This is a genomic window from Photobacterium sanguinicancri, assembly GCF_024346675.1.
Lineage (GTDB): Bacteria > Pseudomonadota > Gammaproteobacteria > Enterobacterales > Vibrionaceae > Photobacterium > Photobacterium sanguinicancri.
In genome coordinates this window covers 3,452,372-3,469,426 of the sequence record NZ_AP024850.1, presented here as the reverse complement: position 1 = coordinate 3,469,426, position 17,055 = coordinate 3,452,372, and the positions used below count along the sequence as shown (strand labels likewise).

18 protein-coding genes are annotated in these 17,055 nt (G+C 46.0%); 9 read left to right on the top strand and 9 right to left on the bottom strand.

The window, feature by feature from the left end:
* Positions 1-122 precede the first annotated feature (122 nt).
* On the top strand, positions 123-1,280 hold the full coding sequence (locus OCU87_RS15950; protein WP_261857541.1) for a 3-phenylpropionate MFS transporter: 1,158 nt from the start codon (positions 123-125) through the stop codon (positions 1,278-1,280).
* A 90-nt stretch (positions 1,281-1,370) separates the two neighbouring features.
* Here the strand turns inward: OCU87_RS15950 and flhA are convergent, their stop codons facing one another.
* Genes flhA through OCU87_RS15915 form a run of 7 tightly spaced genes read right to left on the bottom strand, consistent with a single transcriptional unit; the run spans position 1,371 to position 7,684 of the window.
* The gene (gene flhA, locus OCU87_RS15945; RefSeq protein WP_094956275.1) at positions 1,371-3,470 is read right to left on the bottom strand and encodes a flagellar biosynthesis protein FlhA; all 2,100 of its coding nucleotides are present in this window, start codon (positions 3,468-3,470) and stop codon (positions 1,371-1,373) included.
* A 15-nt stretch (positions 3,471-3,485) separates the two neighbouring features.
* Entirely contained in the window at positions 3,486-4,613 is a 1,128-nt protein-coding gene (flhB, locus tag OCU87_RS15940; RefSeq protein WP_261857540.1) for a flagellar biosynthesis protein FlhB, read from the bottom strand.
* A complete protein-coding gene (fliR, locus tag OCU87_RS15935; protein WP_261857539.1) occupies positions 4,610-5,386 on the bottom strand; it encodes a flagellar biosynthetic protein FliR in 777 nt (258 codons plus the stop codon). The genes flhB and fliR overlap by 4 nt, the downstream gene beginning before the upstream one ends.
* Before the next feature lie 6 nt (positions 5,387-5,392).
* Positions 5,393-5,662, bottom strand: a complete 270-nt coding sequence (locus OCU87_RS15930; RefSeq protein ID WP_048899827.1) for a flagellar biosynthetic protein FliQ — start codon at positions 5,660-5,662, stop codon at positions 5,393-5,395.
* Between the two features lie 33 nt (positions 5,663-5,695).
* Entirely contained in the window at positions 5,696-6,424 is a 729-nt protein-coding gene (gene fliP, locus OCU87_RS15925) for a flagellar type III secretion system pore protein FliP (RefSeq protein WP_062690154.1), read from the bottom strand.
* Complete coding sequence (gene fliN, locus OCU87_RS15920) at positions 6,424-6,783, bottom strand: flagellar motor switch protein FliN (protein WP_062690156.1); 360 nt, start codon at positions 6,781-6,783, stop codon at positions 6,424-6,426. Before fliN ends, fliP begins: the two co-directional genes overlap by 1 nt.
* Position 6,784: 1 nt before the next feature.
* A complete protein-coding gene (locus tag OCU87_RS15915) occupies positions 6,785-7,684 on the bottom strand; it encodes a flagellar motor switch protein FliM (RefSeq protein WP_094956279.1) in 900 nt (299 codons plus the stop codon).
* Positions 7,685-8,319: 635 nt separating this feature from the next.
* On the opposite strand from OCU87_RS15915, the gene OCU87_RS15910 reads away from it, so the two are divergent.
* The 8 genes from OCU87_RS15910 to OCU87_RS15875 are packed head-to-tail and all read left to right on the top strand — an operon-like array spanning position 8,320 to position 16,229.
* Positions 8,320-9,192 (top strand): MotY family protein, encoded by an 873-nt coding sequence (locus OCU87_RS15910; RefSeq protein WP_261857538.1) that lies wholly within the window; start codon positions 8,320-8,322, stop codon positions 9,190-9,192.
* Positions 9,189-10,670, top strand: coding sequence for a sigma-54-dependent transcriptional regulator (locus tag OCU87_RS15905; RefSeq protein WP_261857537.1), 1,482 nt, complete (start codon positions 9,189-9,191; stop codon positions 10,668-10,670). Before OCU87_RS15910 ends, OCU87_RS15905 begins: the two co-directional genes overlap by 4 nt.
* 20 nt (positions 10,671-10,690) lie before the next feature.
* Entirely contained in the window at positions 10,691-11,035 is a 345-nt protein-coding gene (locus OCU87_RS15900) for a flagellar hook-basal body complex protein FliE (protein WP_062690160.1), read from the top strand.
* A 13-nt stretch (positions 11,036-11,048) separates the two neighbouring features.
* Positions 11,049-12,749 carry a flagellar basal-body MS-ring/collar protein FliF gene (gene fliF / locus OCU87_RS15895; RefSeq protein WP_094956672.1) on the top strand — a complete coding sequence of 567 codons (1,701 nt, stop codon included), beginning with the start codon at positions 11,049-11,051 and terminating at the stop codon, positions 12,747-12,749.
* Positions 12,736-13,743, top strand: a complete 1,008-nt coding sequence (locus OCU87_RS15890; RefSeq protein WP_062690164.1) for a FliG C-terminal domain-containing protein — start codon at positions 12,736-12,738, stop codon at positions 13,741-13,743. Before fliF ends, OCU87_RS15890 begins: the two co-directional genes overlap by 14 nt.
* 6 nt (positions 13,744-13,749) lie before the next feature.
* Complete coding sequence (fliH, locus tag OCU87_RS15885) at positions 13,750-14,460, top strand: flagellar assembly protein FliH (protein ID WP_239928752.1); 711 nt, start codon at positions 13,750-13,752, stop codon at positions 14,458-14,460.
* Positions 14,453-15,784 carry a flagellar protein export ATPase FliI gene (gene fliI, locus OCU87_RS15880; RefSeq protein ID WP_062690166.1) on the top strand — a complete coding sequence of 444 codons (1,332 nt, stop codon included), beginning with the start codon at positions 14,453-14,455 and terminating at the stop codon, positions 15,782-15,784. The genes fliH and fliI overlap by 8 nt, the downstream gene beginning before the upstream one ends.
* 10 nt (positions 15,785-15,794) lie before the next feature.
* Positions 15,795-16,229: a flagellar FliJ family protein gene (locus OCU87_RS15875; protein WP_239928751.1), complete on the top strand. Its 435-nt coding sequence runs from the start codon at positions 15,795-15,797 to the stop codon at positions 16,227-16,229.
* 26 nt (positions 16,230-16,255) lie between these two features.
* Here the strand turns inward: OCU87_RS15875 and OCU87_RS15870 are convergent, their stop codons facing one another.
* Together OCU87_RS15870 and flgM are read right to left on the bottom strand one after the other, a co-directional pair.
* Complete coding sequence (locus OCU87_RS15870) at positions 16,256-16,690, bottom strand: flagellar protein FlgN (protein WP_062690171.1); 435 nt, start codon at positions 16,688-16,690, stop codon at positions 16,256-16,258.
* A complete protein-coding gene (flgM, locus tag OCU87_RS15865; protein WP_062690172.1) occupies positions 16,690-16,965 on the bottom strand; it encodes a flagellar biosynthesis anti-sigma factor FlgM in 276 nt (91 codons plus the stop codon). The genes OCU87_RS15870 and flgM overlap by 1 nt, the downstream gene beginning before the upstream one ends.
* Positions 16,966-17,055 lie beyond the last annotated feature (90 nt).

Genomic DNA, 17,055 nt, shown 5'->3' with positions numbered 1-17,055 from the left:
TCTTACCTCTTCCTTCACGCCAGTTCATGGCACTTTTAGGCGAAATAATGCTGCTATTACGGTGGGCGCATGATGAAACTTTAGGCATAATACCGCCTTATTTTCGTGCATTAGGATGTCGCATGTTTCGTAGTAGTCCGTATGGTTGGACCTCGCAGTACCTGTTCGGTTTTTTCTTTAGTTATGGTGTTTATTTACCGTTTTGGGGATTGTGGTTTGCGCATCTAGGGGTGAACGCCTCAAATATTGGTTTGTTAATTGGCATGGGTTTAGCAGTGCGTTGTGTTGCCAATTTAGTGCTGACACCACGCATTCATAAAGTGGAACATTTGATCCCTGCGCTGCGCTGGCTTGCTTTAGCTGCGTTGTTAAGTTGTGTTATTTACATATTCTGTGGGGGCAGTTTGTGGGCGTTAGCGGCAGTCACTGTACTGTTTAACTTAGCGGCAGGTCCGGTGATTCCCTTGTCAGATGCACTGGCCAATCACTATGCGAAGGATGGTCACTTAGACTATGGTCGTACCCGCCTTTGGGGATCGATTGCTTTTATTGGTGGTTCAACGCTGGTGGGTTTGTTAGCCGCTCAATATGGCGCAAATGTTATTCCGTGGGTGGCGATTGCGGGCCTCGCGGCAGCATTGGTGTTTTCTATGCGAAACCCAACTATTGCTCCAAGCGCTCATGAAGAAAGTGGACAGAGTCGCCCAGCATTAAGTGAAATGTTGCGGGATAGTTTAGTGATTCGCTTATTGGTGATTGCCGCATTACTGCAAGGTAGTCATGCCGCTTATTATAGTTTTAGTGCAATTTACTGGAAAGAAATTGGTTATAGCGAAGCCATTATTGGTTACTTATGGAGTTTCAGCGTGGTGGCTGAAATTTTCGTCTTTGCCACCAGTAAGCGTTTGTTTGTCAATTGGAGTGTGGCGGGGATGTTCCGTTTAGCGGCATTTGGTGTATTGCTGCGCTGGGGGATGACCGCATCTATGACGGCATTACCGATGTTGGTCATTGCACAAGCGTTACATGGTGTGACATTTGCTGCGGCACACTTAGCGGCAATTCGCTATATTCAGCAAGCGCCAAGTAACCAAATGGTTGCTTTGCAGGCGCTATACAATGCCTTGCCATTAGGGGCGTTCATGGCATTGATGACTGCACTGAGTGGTTGGTTATACGGTTTGTGGGGGGCTAACTTATTCTGGTTGATGGCTGTCATGGCTGTGCCTGTTCTGTTTATTCCGGTCGAAAAGAAAACCACAGCACACGTGGTTTCTTAGCCATAACGAAATGGCTTAAATGAAAAACGGGGCGCCAATGAGGTGCCCCGTTTTTTATGATTGCGGGTTTATTCTTGTGAGCGCGATGGCTTAACCCATGTTGCCGACGACCGAGATATTGCGATCATCGGGGATTTCATTGAATGACAGCACATGTAAACCACGGGCACAAATTCGAGAATAACGTGCTAGCAGTGGGCGTAATTGTGGCATCACCAATAAAATTGGAGTGTGGCTATTTAGGCGCATGTTATCCAGCACCTCTGGCAAGCTGCGTTGTAGTTTTTCAATCACGGTTGGCTCAAGGGCGAAACCATCGAGTTGAACGTGACCACCTGCTTGTGCTTGGCTTAGCGCATTAACCAGCATATTTTCGAGCTCTGCTGACAGCGTAATAGCAGGAATATCAGCCTTGGTACCCACTAAGTTGCCTAAAATGACGCGGCGTAACATGCAGCGAACATCGGCTGCTAACAAGATAGGATCTTTGGATAGTTCGGCTGATTCAACCAGCGAGTTGGCAATCGTAACAATATCCGATAGTGACACCCCATCGACGGTCAGCTGACGGAAAACACGCAGTAGCTGTTGCTGGGTTAACTTCTGCTGTAGGTCATCTGCTAATTTACCGTTAAGCGCCGCTAAGCGATCCATTATTCCGGTTACTTCTTCTGGGCTGAGTACTTCTTCAATACAGTCGTTGATCACTTTACTGATATGGGTCGAAATGATGGTGGCATGGTCGACCACGGTATAGCCTAGGTTCACCGCTTTATCTTTATCGTGAGGCTTAATCCAAATGGCTTCCATGTTATAAGCGGGATCACGCGTCATAATGCCATCGACATTGCCGTAGACTTGCCCTGGGTTAATGGCCAGTAGACAGTCCATCTCGACTTCAGCTTCAACGATGTTGGCACCGCGGACGGCAATTTTATAATGATTGGCATCTAATGCTAAATCGTCACGCACATGGATTTGAGGCACCACAAAGCCGCGATGCTCAGTGAGGGTTTTTCGTACCCCAAGTAAGCGGCTAAGTAATTCAGCACCTTGCTTTCGGTCGATCAAGTTCACTAAGCGATAGCCCACATTCAGACTGATAGCGTGAACGAGAGGAATATCTTTTGACGCAATTTCACGTTGGTCGGGTTGATCATGTTGTTCAACGATCTCTTCGGCACGCGCCAAATCGTCATGATTGATCGTCGGTGCTTCTTCCCGCATTTTCCAGCCAGCAAATGCAACGACGGCAGCAAAACATAGAAATGCCACATGGGGCATGCCCGGGATCAAGCCTAACACCAGCATGATACCTGCCACGACATACAGTGCGCGTGGCGATGCCAGCATTTGGCTGGTAATTTGATTGGCTAAATCATTGCTGTCGGTAACGCGAGTTACCACAATAGCCGCAGATGTTGCTAGTAATAGCGATGGAATTTGCGCCACAAGGCCATCACCAATGGTGAGCAGCACAAAGGTTTGGAACGCGTCTGAAAAGCCTAAGCCATGTTGAAATACACCAATGCTGACACCACCAATGATGTTGATAAATAGGATCAACATCCCCGCGATAGCATCACCACGAACAAACTTGGACGCACCGTCCATCGAACCAAAGAAGTCGGCTTCTTGGGCGACATCTTCACGGCGTTTCTTGGCTTGGTTATGGTCGATAATTCCCGCGTTTAAATCCGCATCGATCGCCATCTGTTTACCGGGCATCGCATCCAAAGTGAAGCGGGCGCTAACCTCTGAAATTCGCTCGCCACCTTTGGTGACCACCACGAAGTTGATGATCATCAGAATAACGAACACCACCATACCGACAACATAGTTACCGCCGATAACCACATCACCAAAGGCTTGAATCACCTTACCTGCCGCATCGCCACCTTCGTGACCATGGAGTAATACCACCCGTGTTGATGCAACATTCAATGCCAGACGGAGCAATGTCGCAATCAGCAAGATACTCGGGAATACCGAGAAATCGAGCGAACGTTTACTGTAAACACTGACCAAGGTCACCAACAAAGCCAAGACAATGTTGAAGGTGAACAACATATCCAGAATAACGGGCGGCACGGGTAAGATGACCATTGCAAGAAGGGTCATCAGGAGGAGCGGGATCCCTATTTGCCCTTTGCTAAGCACGGACATAATGGGAGCGAGTTTCTGTTTCATGGCAGATTGTTCTCGTTAACGACGAAGTTCTCGGGGAATAGAGACCCGTGGAAATTCAGGTTTACTTGGCTGACGCCCTTTTTGATATTCTTTCATTTGGAAAACAAACGTCAGAATATGTGCAACGGCGACATATAAAGGAGCAGGCACTTCCTGCCATTCATTAGTGGAGTAATACACAGCACGGGTAAGCGGCGGAATTTCTACCACAGGGCAATCATGGCGGCGTGCCACTTGCTGAATTTGGAGCGCCATTTGATCGACACCTTTGGCGATCACAAAGGGTGCACCAGCTTTATCTAAATCGTATTTCAGTGCCACCGCATAGTGCGTTGGGTTGGTAATGACGACATCCGCTTGGGGCACGGTTTGGGTCAAACTACGTTGCGACATTTGCTGTTGTAGCTGGCGAATTCGGGCTTTGACTTCAGGGCGACCTTCGCTGTTTTTACTTTCTTCTTTTACTTCTTGTTTGGTCATCTTGAGCTGTTTGGTGTACTCCCAGCCCGAATATGGCAGTTCTAAAATCGCAATGAACAGCAGTGCCAAACCAAAGCTAAACAGCCCAAGCCATAAAAAATCGACGGTTTGTAGCATGGCTTCGGGTAGCGGTAAGCGTTGTAAATTCACAATGTCGTTAAGGGTGTTTTTAATTAACAGCACCAAGGTGGCGATAATCAAGGTGACCTTGAGAATACTTTTAACCAGTTCAGCTAATGACTTGGTCGAGAACATCCGCTTAATCCCTGAAATAGGATTAAGCTTGGAGAATTTGGGCTGGGCTGATTTTGCCGACAGGTTCCAGCCCCCGCGAAGTAGATTGGCGAAAATGGTAATGAGCACCAGTAGCCCTAGCATAGGGCCAATGGCTGATACCATTAACCATAAACTTTCACTGAGGTTCTGAAGCATGATTTTAGTGTCAAAAGCGGCTTCTTTAGATAACCGCATATTCAGTAGGGTAACTTGACGAAACATTTCCGCCAAGGTGCCACCAAAGGCCGTCAGTAGTAGTGCACTACCCAGTGTCATTAATGCGGTCACCAGCTCTTTTGAACGAGGGAGATTACCGTCCTCTCTGGCTTTACGTAATTTCTGTTGACTGGGCTGTTCCGTTTTGTCCTGACTGCTATTCTCACTCACGGATGCGCCTCCTCTAAGGTCAGCATCAGGGAGAGAGTTTCACTGCTTAAGCGAGTGAAGTTCTCTGGGATCCCTGATGTGGTGATTAATAAACAAATTAGTCCTAATAGCATGGTCATCGGGAAGCCAAGCGCAAACACGTTAAGCTGAGGTGCGGCGCGGTTCATCATACCGAATGATCCATTGACCAATAACATGGCACAAACAGCGGGTAACGAGAGCAGCAAAGCGGCGGCCATCATCCAGCCAAATCGCATGATGATAGTATGCAGTGCCATTTGGCTCATCATCTCGCCGACGGGCCAAATGTTGAAGCTTTGTACCATTACATCTAACGCGACTAAATGGCCATCTAGCGCCAGAAAAAGCATTAAAGCATAGAGTTGATAATACTTACCTAACGCAGGAATACTGACCCCATTAATCGGGTCATTCATCATCGCCATCCCTAGGCCCATTTGCATCGATAAGATCTGCCCCATCGTAGTGAAAATGGCAAAGAGTAAATCGAGCAATAAGGCGAGCATAGCGCCGATGATCACTTGTTGTCCCGCGAGAATTAGCGCTTCAACAGAAAGGGGATCAACCGCAGGCATTGTCGGCATTAACGGAGCGGCAAGCACGCTAATAATGAGCGATAAGGCAATGCGGACCTGTACCGGAATTTGGCTACCACCAAAGATAGGCATTAGCATTAATGCGGCACTAATACGAAAGAACGGCCACCATACCTGCCCGATTAATGCGGTGAATTGCGCTGCGGATAACTCCATAATGGGTTAACCGATTAAATGTGGAATATCGAGGAACAGACGGGTAAATAAATCACCCAATGTGCGCAGTAGCCAAGGGCCAGCAAACCCCAGCATAGCCAAAGTAACCAGTAAGCGCGGGAGAAAACTCAGCGTTTGTTCATTGATTTGGGTGGCGGCTTGAAAAATACTGACCACAAGACCAACCAAAAGGCTTGGCACAATTAATACGCACACCATGCTGATGATGATAACGAGTGCATCACCAAAAAATGCCGCTACAAATTCTGAACCCATATCTTATCCATTTCCCCGGTGATGAATAACTGCTTAGCCAAAGCTGGCACTTAATGTTCCAACCGTCATTGACCAGCCATCGACCATGACAAAAATCATTAGCTTGAATGGTAAGGAAATGATCAGTGGCGATAGCATCATCATACCCATCGCCATCAATACACTGGCGACAACGATGTCGATAATCAAAAAGGGGATGAATAACATAAAGCCGATTTGAAACGCGGTTTTAAGCTCACTAAGGACGAATGCGGGCATGACTATCAGAAAATCGAGGTCATCGAGATTGTCAGGTGCGGGCTCGTTGGCTATACGCAGAATTTGTTCTAAGTCGGTTTCACGTGTTTGCTGCAACATAAACTGGCGTAGTGGCTTTGCCGCTGTTTGTGCCGCATCTTGCAACGTCATTTGGTTTTCTTGATAAGGAATGACCGCATTATCATAGATGTCGTAAAGCACGGGACGCATGATAAATAAGGTCATTGTCATCGCGATACCGACTAAAATACGATTGGGTGGACTTTGTTGTAAACCCATGGCCTGGCGTAAAATACCGAGCACAATAATAATGCGGGTAAAGCTGGTTACCATCAGCAACATGGCGGGTAAAAAAGCCAGTGCTGTCATGAGCAAGAAGACTTGTAGCTTTACGCTGTATTCCTCTTGCCCTGCAGGGCCGTTAATGGTCAGTAATGACAAATCTTGTGCCCATGCAGGCGTACAAGCAAAGAGCCATAAGCCCATTAAAGCCAGATAGCGCATTACTTGGTAAGCCCTTTTAGCATGTCATTGTCATCAACCACATCGACTAAACGTAGGCCGTATTTGTTGTTCACAATAACCACTTCAGCATGGCCAAGTAGAGTACCGTTGACTTTCACATCCATCGCTTCACCGCTAAGCTTATCAAGCTCAATTACAGTGCCTAAACCGACATTCATTAAGTCACCGACCATCAGTTCAGTGCTCGCCACTTCCAGTGTCAGATTGACTGGAATATTTCGAATGAAGCTCATATCTTGCGTTGGAGTATTCATCGCAGCGGGCATTGGGTCTTGCCCTAAGCTGCCAAGATCAAGGTCATCAAGATCGATATTTAAATCAGAGACTTGTTCAGACATTTTAATTCCTATTTTGCTTAATCACGCTTTGGACTTGAAGAACTAGGCTGGCATTGTTTTCCGCAACGCGCGCAGTAAACAGGGCTGTATTCCCCGCCTTAACCGTAACTTCATTTGGTAACTCAATCGGAATAACATCACCAGCTTTTAGATCCATCACGTTACCTAAAGGCAAACGGCGCTCAGCTAATGTTGTTGTTAGGTGCATTGGCGCCTGACAGATTTTATTTTGAATTCGGGCCTGTAATTCAGGGTCGGTATCAATATCTATCGGTTTTTGCTGGTCACGTAAAAAGTCCAACCCGGCAAAAGGTAGCGAGATGGCCAGCCAGCCCTTATGCCCGGCGACTTCCATTGTGAAGTGACAGACTTGATAGAGTTGATTGGTTTGCATCATGTTGCCGAGGCGCAGTGTATTCTTCTCGGTTAGCTCGCTTTGCCAATTAGTGATGCTGTGCCAGCCGTTGGAGAAATGCTCAAGGGCGACACAAAAAAAGCGTTCGACTAAGCGAAGTTCCGTATCACTCATCTCAGTACGTTTTCGTTTATTACTGCCGAGACCACCAAAGAACAGATCGACCATAAAGAAAAGCAGTTCGCCATCAATCGCAATGGTGCCGTGTAAGTCATGTGGTGACACAATAAACTCACGATACAGTGACGGCTTTGGCATTTGCTGTAAGTAATCTTGAAGTTTCAGCGTATCTTGCTGTTCAAGGCTGAACGATACAGGGTGGCGAAGTAGATGATGGTATGACTGCCGAGCCGTTCGTTCAAATTGTTTGCAGACATTATCGATGATCGCTTGGAGCGCACCGATACGATGTTCTGGGCTAGCAAGATCAAAATCGCGAACTTCGACCTGATCAGTATTGGATATGATTTTACTCTTTTTAGTCATAATCACTTGCAAATAATAAGTCTGACAGTCGATGGATAGTGGTCATTATCAAGTTGAACAAAAACGCTTATATTCTTGATAAATTATATTAAATAATAAACACGGAATAAAAGTTAATGAAATGTTTTAAATAATTAAAACGGGAAAAGTTAAATTTCACTGGTTAATATCGGTGTTTTTGTTATTTTTATTACGGCTTCATTTTGGCGAGAGAGACTACCTTTATAATGGTTGCCTTGTCAAACCAATCCACTTTTAGTAGTGCAATAATATACTGTACGTCGTGTTATATAATGGGTGCTATCCACTGGATTAATAATTGACCAAATTATTGACTTTTTAATGTTCATTTTATTGACAGTTGACATGCCAGAGCTAATGCATTCTTATTAGCGCGTATATTAAAAGTGAAATAATAAATTTCCATGTTATTTGAGGTGATATTTATCCTGATTGGGTGATGTCATTTTTTTGTCGTTTTATCTATTTAAGTTGCTGAAAAATTAGATTTATTTTATTTTTATTCTTTTTATTAAATAAAATTTAAGATTTGTTCAAGGTTGGTCGCTTTGGCGTTTCTTATGCTATTTAAATAGCTTTGGCTGTGTTTGAAGGTTGTTCTGGAGTTCCTTGTAATGGTTTGCAATAGAATCATTGTCACTCTTATGCTGATTGCTTCCTGTGCAGTTAATGCGCGAGAAAATAAATGGATGGCAGCATTAGACGATAGTGGGTGGGATTTTTATGGTAGTAAAACTTCTTGTGTTATTTCTCATGAGATCCGAGATTTTGGTTCAGTGAAACTTATTTCTGAAGCAGGGGAAAAAACACGCTTAAAGATAAAATCCACTAAAATTAAGCCATTTATTAATATTGTTGATGTGGAATCAGTATCACCATTTTGGACATCGACTCCAGCTGTTAAGTTATATTCAAAAACCCAGGCTCAACGTTCTCAATCTGCTGATGAATTAATAATAAACAATGCTGAGAATGTTATTAATGAGTTAAATCATGGCCGATGGGTTAAAGTTACTTTGACGGATGACCGTCAAAAAAACAGCAGTGTAGTAATTCAAAATATTAATTTAACTGAGCCGATGGCTGAGTTTCAGCAATGTAAAAATCAATTAATAGCATATAACTATCAACAAATTAGAGATTCTGAATTTTATTTTAATGCCGCGTCTTCAAGCTTAAATAAGCAAGATATTAACAAGCTAAAAGGGATTGCTGAATATATTCGTATTGATGCACAGGTTCAGAAAGTGTTAGTTGATGGTTATTCCGATCAATTAGGGCAATTCAGTAGCAAGATGCGTATTTCTCGCCAGCGAGCCGAGGAAGTTGCTGCCATGCTGATTGAGCTTGGCGTTCCTCGTAAGTTGTTGCAGATCCGTTCTCATGGTGATCGCTATTTAGTGAGTACCGAAAGCAATTCTCAAGCGTTGCAATCAAATCGTCGTGCCACGGTTCGACTGGTAAGAAAATCAGGAGCAGGCTCATGACAAGGAAAATTTGGCAAGTACTGATGTTTCACCCCCAGCATGCCGTTCTTGATAACGTTTTGGCGAATGGTGAAGCGGAAGGCTATCAACTTAGTCGAGTCACTAATCCGATGGATTGTTTAAATACTCTCGATCAGCAAGTTTGGGATCTTCTATTGGTTCCTGCGTGTCTGGAAGATGGTAGTGAAGCGGCGGATATTATTGCGTTAGTGCGTCGTCATGGCTATGACGGCTCGATTGCCGTGCTATCTGAATTGCCGCATGCCACTCAGGTAAGTCGCGCATTGCAAGTTGGTGCGACCGATTATTTACTGATCCCATTTGGCCATACGCATTTAGGGCAACTGGTTCAGCGTATTATGCAAACCAGTCAGTCGTGTTCATCCATGGTGGCAAAAGCGCCACAGAGTAAACAATTATTGCAGTTGGCACAGCGTGTTGCTCAAACCGATGCCTCTGTTTTAATCAATGGTGAAAGTGGCACTGGCAAAGAAGTGCTCGCGAGTTTTATTCATAATGCATCGCCGCGTTCACAAGCACCTTTTGTCGCGATTAACTGCGCCGCTATTCCTGAAACCATGATTGAGTCGATTTTATTTGGCCATGCCAAAGGTGCTTTTACTGGCGCGTCATCGGCGCAACCAGGCAAGCTTGAAATCGCCAACGGTGGCACACTGCTGCTGGATGAAATTGCTGAGCTGCCACTGGGATTGCAAACCAAGTTGCTGCGTGTACTGCAAGAAAAAGAAGTTGAGCGTTTAGGCAGCCACCAGAAGATTAATCTTGATATTCGTGTTCTTGCTGCCACTAATCAGGATCTAGAAAAAGCCGTTGCGGAAGGTCGCTTTAGAGCAGATCTTTACTACCGTCTAAACGTCTTTCCATTGTGCTGTGCGTCATTACGCGATCGTACGGAAGATATTATTCCACTGGCCAAGCACCTGCTTAAGCGACACATGATGCTAGGGCAAGAATCTACCCATTTTACAGATTCGGCGAAACGCGCACTGACGGCTTATACATGGCCGGGCAATGTCCGTGAACTAGAAAACATAATTCAACGCGCCTTGGTAATGAGCCATGGTTGCTTGATCCGCGCACAAGATTTGATGTTACCGGGTCAACCTTTGGTGACGGAGCCAGAGAGTACCCCCCCTGATGAGTTGGTTGCCATGAACGGGACGACAACAGTCATGCCGATTGAACACCAACCTTTAAGCGTGGATGCGGTGAGTGAGGTGGTCACGAACAACCGACCAAATTTACAAAAAAGCCGCAAGCTAGCAGAATTTAATACCATTATAGAGACCTTACGTCGCTTTAATGGCCATCGTAGTAAAACAGCAGAAGAGCTAGGTGTATCGACGCGTGCGTTACGGTACAAGCTGCAAACGATGCGTGAGCAGGGTATGGATGTAGAACAAATCCTTACGAATCAAAGCGCTGAACTTTCAGCGAATAACTATAACTTTTCTTAAGCATTTTTAGAGACCTTGTAATGCAAAATAACGTGTTAGCCATGCAGCAGCCTTTAAGTCAAATTGCTGAAGTTCAGGCACAAATCCAGTCATTTGATGCGATCCAAATTGCGCCAAATCCGATCACTACACCGCAAACACAAGCGGTAGATTTTACCAGTGTGATCACTGAAACCTTGAATAACGTCGATCAACAAAGTCGTGATGCATCTGCAAAGATGACAGCAGTCGATACTGGTCAGAGTGATGACTTGGTTGGCGCGATGGTTGCTAGCCAAAAAGCGAGTCTTGCGTTCTCTGCTATGGTGCAGGTGCGCAATAAGCTCCTGACTGCGTACGATGATGTTATGAAAATGCCTGTGTAGTGGGAATGCTTAAGTGACTGAAGTAATGAAGCAAAAATTGGTAAACATGGCAGGCCCAACAGGAATGGGACGTTTATTTTCAGGTATGCGTTTAGCGGGCTTGTTAGCGGCCATCGCAGCCTTAGTAACCGTAGCTGTCGTGTTAGGTTTATGGCAAGGCAGTAGCCAGTATCGCCCGCTTTACGGTGAAGCTGAGCAGTTTGATCGTAGCCAAGTAATTGCAGTACTTGAAGAAAAAGGATTGGATTATTACGTCGAGCCACAAAAAGGCAGCGTAATGGTTGATCGCAATAGTTTAGGTAAAGCAAGGCTGGCACTTGCTGCGGCAGGTGTTGAGGCACAATTACCTGCAGGCCTTGAAATTCTTAGCCAAGATTCAAGTTTAGGTACTAGTCAATTTGTTGAAAATGCTCGTTACCGTCATGGTCTTGAAGGTGAATTAGCGCGCAGTATTATGGCGCTGGATGCTGTGCGTAACGTTCGTGTTCACTTGGCGATGCCCAAGCAAACGTTGTTTGTACGCCGCGATAAAGAGCAAGCTTCAGCATCGGTCATTCTTTCATTACAACCAGGCCAAGCTTTGAGCACAGAGCAGGTCACCGCGATTGTTAACCTTGTCGCGGGTAGTGTTCCCGAGCTTGAACCTGATCAAGTTAACGTGATCGATCAACAAGGTAATTTGTTGTCAGCGTTAGTCGGTGAAGGCCGTCATGGTAAAAACAGTAGCGCCTACTTAGATTACGTTCAAAAACTTGAAGCGACTTACATTAATCGCGCTTCACGCATGTTGCGTCCTATGGTCGGTAACGACAACTTCCAAGTTGAAGTGGCTGCGGCAGTGAACTTTGACCGCACTGAAGCCACAGAGGAACTGTATTCGCCTGAAGGTACTGTACGTTCAGAATTCTCTTCTTACGATCGCCGCGTGGGCAAGGCAGCCCAAGGTGTACCGGGTGCTTTAAGTAATCGTCCACCGGAAGAAGGCGATGAAGAAAAAGATCCAAATGCAGGTAATGAGCGTGGTGAAAATTCACGTGATTACGCCATGGATCGCACCATGAAACATACTTATTACCAGCAAGGCCAGATTGAACGCTTAAGTGTATCTGTGTTGCTAAATGGTGATCCTGCCAGCTTCCCTCCAGCTAAAATTGACAGTATTCGCCAAATGTTGGGCGATGCGATGGGTATTGAAGCTGCACGTGGCGATAGTTTTAGCCTGCATGTTTATCCGTTTAATAAAGCGGAAGCTCAGCTATTGGCGGAAGAGCCTGTGTGGTGGATGCAAAATGTATGGTTGGATTACTTACGATACATTTTATCTGCGATTGTCGCGTTAGTTATTTTACTTGTTGTGGTGCGTCCAGCTATTCGCCAATTAGCAGGTGAGCGTCAGCGCAGTAAAGATCCGATACTGGATAATGTTTTACCTGAGAGTAAAACTGGCAGCGACGTGGCGACACTCAATACCAACAATAACAATACAGTGGCAACCTCAGACAGTGAATTAGAAGCGCCGCTAGAAAAAGCCGCAATGACGGAAGCAACGTTAAGCTCAGCGGTGGTATCTGAAGGTAGTATGCCTGAGCTGCCAAGCCCTGAAACGGGTTTAGAAATTCAAACCTCTTACTTGCAGACATTATCGGAAAAAGAACCGGAACGTGTCGCTCATGTTGTTAAACAATGGATAACCCCGAAAGATGCAGACGAATAATAACAACCAAGGCATCGAGCAAGCCGCAATTTTATTGCTAAGCATGGGGGAGGAAGCTGCAGCTAACGTATTGCAGCAACTCGATCGTGAGCAAGTGCGCCAATTATCGATTGCTATGGCAAGTATTCCGGCCGTGAAAAAAGATCAAGCGGAAGGTGTGTTCCAACGTTTCTTCCAAGATTTTAAACGTGAATCAGGTATTTCAGGTGCTTCTCGTAGCTACCTAGAACGTACGTTGAATAAAGCGCTGGGGCAGTCATTGTCTCAGCCGCTGTTAGATGCGATTTACGGTGACTCGCTGAAACATAACTTGCAGCGTTTACAGTGGTTAGAGCCAGCCAAATTAGCCGAACTTATTTCAGGTGAACACCCGCAGATGCAAGCGGTGTTCTTAGCGTACCTTGAGCCTGACGTGGCAACTGGGCTGTTGGCGAAACTGCCACAAGATAACCTTGATGAATTGCTCTATCGCTTAGCGAACTTAAAAGAAATTCACCCAGACATGATGCAAGAAGTGCACGTGTTATTGGAGAAATTCTTATCGCAGGTCGGTCAGCAAAATAGCACCCTGATTGATGGTACTCAAAAAGCCGGTGACATCATTAATCGTCTGCAAGGTGATCAGAGCCTAAAAGTCATGACAGGGCTGAAAGAGATTGACCCTGAGTTAGTCGCCCAGCTCGAATCGCAAATGTACAACTTCAGTATTTTGGTTCGCCAAACGGAAGATACCCTTGAGCGCTTGGTTGAAGAAGTGGATCAAGATCTACTCGCAACCGCACTTAAAGGTGCCGATGAAGAGCTACTGGCTAAAGTATTTGCCACTATGCCTAAACGTGCTGCCCAGTACTTGCGTGAAGCGATGGAAGGTAAAGGCCGTGTGCGTGTGAGCGCAGTGGAAGAGGCACGTAACCAGCTGGTACAAATACTGCGCCAACTGGCTGATGCTGGTGAGATTGAATTGCAGCTCTTTAGTGAACCTGTGGTGGAATAGGGATAAATGATGAAAAAGAATCAGCCGAGCAATGTTATGCATCCTCAGCTTGGTCAATATCGGCCTTATCATTTTCCGCCCTTGATGCAGCCAGAAGAAGATGATTTGTTTGGTGATGAAACAACGGGCTCATACCAAGATGAATTTCATAATGGCTTCCAAGATGGCCAGCAAAAAGGCCATGAGCAGGGTTACCAAGAAGGTGTCGCGCAAGGGCTACAAGCGGGACACGAGCAAGGATTAGAGCAAGGTCGCCAACAAGGTGTTCGTGAAGGTGTTGCGCAGGTTCAACAACAAATGGGGAGCACTGCAGCATCGGTTGATCATTTAATGCAGCAGATCCAGCAAGTGTTCCAGCAACATGTACGTCAGCAAAGTGAAATGATCTGTGACTTGGTACAGAAGGTCGCGCGCCAAGTGATCCGTGCTGAACTGACACTGAAGCCAGGTCAGATGGTGCACTTGATTGAAGAAACCCTCGCACAAATGCCAGAGCAAAAACCGGATTTAGTGATTTATCTAAACCCGCAAGATTGCCAGCGTTTGGTTGAGTTGGTGCCAGAGCAAGTGGCAAGTTGGACACTACAGCCAGACGACACGTTGGCGATTGGTAGTTGTCGCGTGACCAGTAGTGAGTCAGAAGCTTTTGCTGATAGTGAAGAGCGGTTAGAAACCTGTATGGATTCGATTCGAGATAGTTTACTAAGCGATGCGTGATTTATTTCAAGAGCTGAATGCTCGCCTCAGTTCTGCGGTCGAACAGGTGCCAGAAGTACCTGTTGCTCGCACATGGGGGCGGTTAACCCGAATGGCGGGTTTGACCCTTGAAGCGGTGGGTTGCCGCTTATGTACCGGTCAACGCTGCATGATTGAAACTGATCACGGCACCTTAGTGGAAGCTGAAGTGGTGGGGTTTGACCGTCAAGCATCGGTACTGATGCCTATCCGTCATACCACAGGATTACGCCCAGGCAGCCGTGTTTTACCTTTGCATGGCGACAGTAAAATTGATGTCGGTTACAGCATGTTAGGCCGTGTGCTTAATGGGTTGGGTGAACCCTTGGATGGAAAAGGAGCGATCCATGGTGAACAGCGCATCAACTTGCAAGGTGAAACCATCAACCCTTTGCAGCGTTTACCTATTTCGACGCAGTTAGATGTCGGTGTACGTGCCATCAACGGTATGTTGAGTGTCGGTAAAGGTCAACGGATGGGCTTGTTCGCGGGGAGTGGTGTCGGTAAGAGTGTACTGTTAGGCATGATGACCCGTAACACCACTGCTGAAATTACAGTGGTTGGCTTGATTGGTGAACGTGGCCGTGAGGTACGTGAATTCATCGAGCACTCTTTGGGTCCAGAAGGCATGAAAAATGCCGTGGTGATTGCTTCACCAGCGGATGATCCACCTTTGATGCGCCTGCGTGCATCGATTTTGTGCCACCGCATTGCTGAATTTTTCCGTGATCAAGGCCATGACGTTTTACTACTGATGGATTCACTGACGCGTTACGCCCAAGCCCAGCGTGAAATCGCCTTGGCGGTGGGTGAGCCGCCTGCGACCAAAGGTTACCCGCCTTCGGTATTTAGCTTATTGCCGCAGTTGGTGGAGCGTGCCGGAAATGGCGCGACGGAGCGAGGCTCGATCACTGCGTTTTATACCGTGCTATCGGAAGGGGATGATCAACAAGATCCTATCGCCGATGCCGCCCGCGCTATTTTGGATGGACACATAGTGTTGAACCGTGAATTAGCGGAACAAGGGCATTACCCTGCGATTGATATCGAGCAATCGATCAGTCGTGCGATGCCACAAGTGGTGAGCCCTGAGCAGCTAAAACAAGCCCAGCAAATTAAACAACGCTATGCGCGTTATCGCCAAATCCAAGACTTGATTGCATTAGGTGGTTATCAGCCGGGGCAAGATCCGAGTCTTGATATAGCGGTTCAGCAATACCCTGCGATTTGTCAGTTTCTTCAGCAAGGCATGCAAGAGCGCGTGATGTTAGAAGAAACACAGCATGCCATGATGCAGTTAACGTAAGGAAATTCTGATGCGACGAGTGAAAATGCTGCAACATTGGCGGGAACAGCAACAGCGCCAATTTGATACCATTCAACAAGAATACGGTCAGATTAATAGCCAGCATCAAGCCCATCAACAGCGATTAGAATTACTTGAAAGCCTATCGGGTGAGTACTGTATTGAAGGTGGTCAGCAAGCATCGGCATTGATGCTAAAAGGGATCGGACGTTTTCGTTATCAGCTGGATAATTTAACTAATTTACAGCGTCATGAATTAGCGATGTCAGCCGTAGAATTGCGAACCACTAATGAACGCTTGGTACAGCAGCATTGCCAAGTGCGGATGGGGGAGAAGATCATCGAGAAACGTCAAAATCAGATCGCGCTAAAGCAAGAACGTCAGCAGCAAAAGATCCTTGATGAACTCTCTGCCAACAAATTTTATCGCCAGCGATTAACATAATTTTACCACCAGCGAGTAGCGTACGATTACTCGCCGGGGCCATAGCAGTATTGTTGCTCGGGTTTGAGTAACCGATCAATCAACTGCTTTTGCTGCGCTAATAAACGCCCATTGGTATTATTTAGGTCTTGGCAGGCCAATGTTTGCTCATACAGTTTTTGCCATAACATCATGCCTTTTTGCTGCACTTGTTGTGGCAGTTTCTTCAATAGCTTCTGCATACCGTCATTATCTGCGGTTACGCCTAATCGGGTTAAAATAGCATGGCGATTCGTCGCGTGCTGGTTTAACAATGCCATCAAGGATTGTAACTGTTGATTGTGGCCGATCAGCGCTTGGTTATCGCGATTAACCAACAGCACATGTTGTTGCTTTAGTTGAGCCACTAATTGTTGATAGTGGGCAACATCTTGGTTCAGTTCATTGAGCAAGGTTTTAACCAAGCTACTGGTGTCGCTCATTATTGATTGCCTTGGTAATAATCAACCATCGTTCCTGCTAATTGATCAAGATCCACTGTCGCTTGACCTGATTGCAGTAATTGCTTCATTTTCGCGACTTTATCCATATCAACATCACTGGTGTTTTGAAGATCGGCTTTCGCGTTTTGTAATGACTGTACTTCACTGCTTAACTCGACTTGCTTCGTCATCGTTGAGCTTGCTGTTTTACTCGCATGTGAGCGGTTGTCTGCATTAACAGGCAGCGATACAGAGTTGTGAATTTTTCCAATCATGAATGTACTCACTGGGTGGTAGGGTTATTGGTATACAGCGACCAGCCGTCACAGAGCTTAACTGCTTTTTTAACCTTTTGTTATAAAACT

Excerpts from the sequence above, each read along its gene's own strand:
- OCU87_RS15950 (WP_261857541.1), top strand. The coding sequence starts at position 123 with ATGTTTCGTAGTAGTCCGTATGGTTGGACCTCGCAGTACCTGTTCGGT.
- flhA (WP_094956275.1), bottom strand. The coding sequence starts at position 3,470 with ATGAAACAGAAACTCGCTCCCATTATGTCCGTGCTTAGCAAAGGGCAA.
- fliR (WP_261857539.1), bottom strand. The coding sequence starts at position 5,386 with ATGGAGTTATCCGCAGCGCAATTCACCGCATTAATCGGGCAGGTATGG.
- OCU87_RS15930 (WP_048899827.1), bottom strand. The coding sequence starts at position 5,662 with ATGGGTTCAGAATTTGTAGCGGCATTTTTTGGTGATGCACTCGTTATC.
- fliP (WP_062690154.1), bottom strand. The coding sequence starts at position 6,424 with ATGCGCTATCTGGCTTTAATGGGCTTATGGCTCTTTGCTTGTACGCCT.
- fliN (WP_062690156.1), bottom strand. The coding sequence starts at position 6,783 with ATGTCTGAACAAGTCTCTGATTTAAATATCGATCTTGATGACCTTGAT.
- OCU87_RS15915 (WP_094956279.1), bottom strand. The coding sequence starts at position 7,684 with ATGACTAAAAAGAGTAAAATCATATCCAATACTGATCAGGTCGAAGTT.
- OCU87_RS15910 (WP_261857538.1), top strand. The coding sequence starts at position 8,320 with ATGGTTTGCAATAGAATCATTGTCACTCTTATGCTGATTGCTTCCTGT.
- OCU87_RS15905 (WP_261857537.1), top strand. The coding sequence starts at position 9,189 with ATGACAAGGAAAATTTGGCAAGTACTGATGTTTCACCCCCAGCATGCC.
- OCU87_RS15900 (WP_062690160.1), top strand. The coding sequence starts at position 10,691 with ATGCAAAATAACGTGTTAGCCATGCAGCAGCCTTTAAGTCAAATTGCT.
- OCU87_RS15890 (WP_062690164.1), top strand. The coding sequence starts at position 12,736 with ATGCAGACGAATAATAACAACCAAGGCATCGAGCAAGCCGCAATTTTA.
- fliH (WP_239928752.1), top strand. The coding sequence starts at position 13,750 with ATGATGAAAAAGAATCAGCCGAGCAATGTTATGCATCCTCAGCTTGGT.
- fliI (WP_062690166.1), top strand. The coding sequence starts at position 14,453 with ATGCGTGATTTATTTCAAGAGCTGAATGCTCGCCTCAGTTCTGCGGTC.
- OCU87_RS15875 (WP_239928751.1), top strand. The coding sequence starts at position 15,795 with ATGCGACGAGTGAAAATGCTGCAACATTGGCGGGAACAGCAACAGCGC.
- OCU87_RS15870 (WP_062690171.1), bottom strand. The coding sequence starts at position 16,690 with ATGAGCGACACCAGTAGCTTGGTTAAAACCTTGCTCAATGAACTGAAC.
- flgM (WP_062690172.1), bottom strand. The coding sequence starts at position 16,965 with ATGATTGGAAAAATTCACAACTCTGTATCGCTGCCTGTTAATGCAGAC.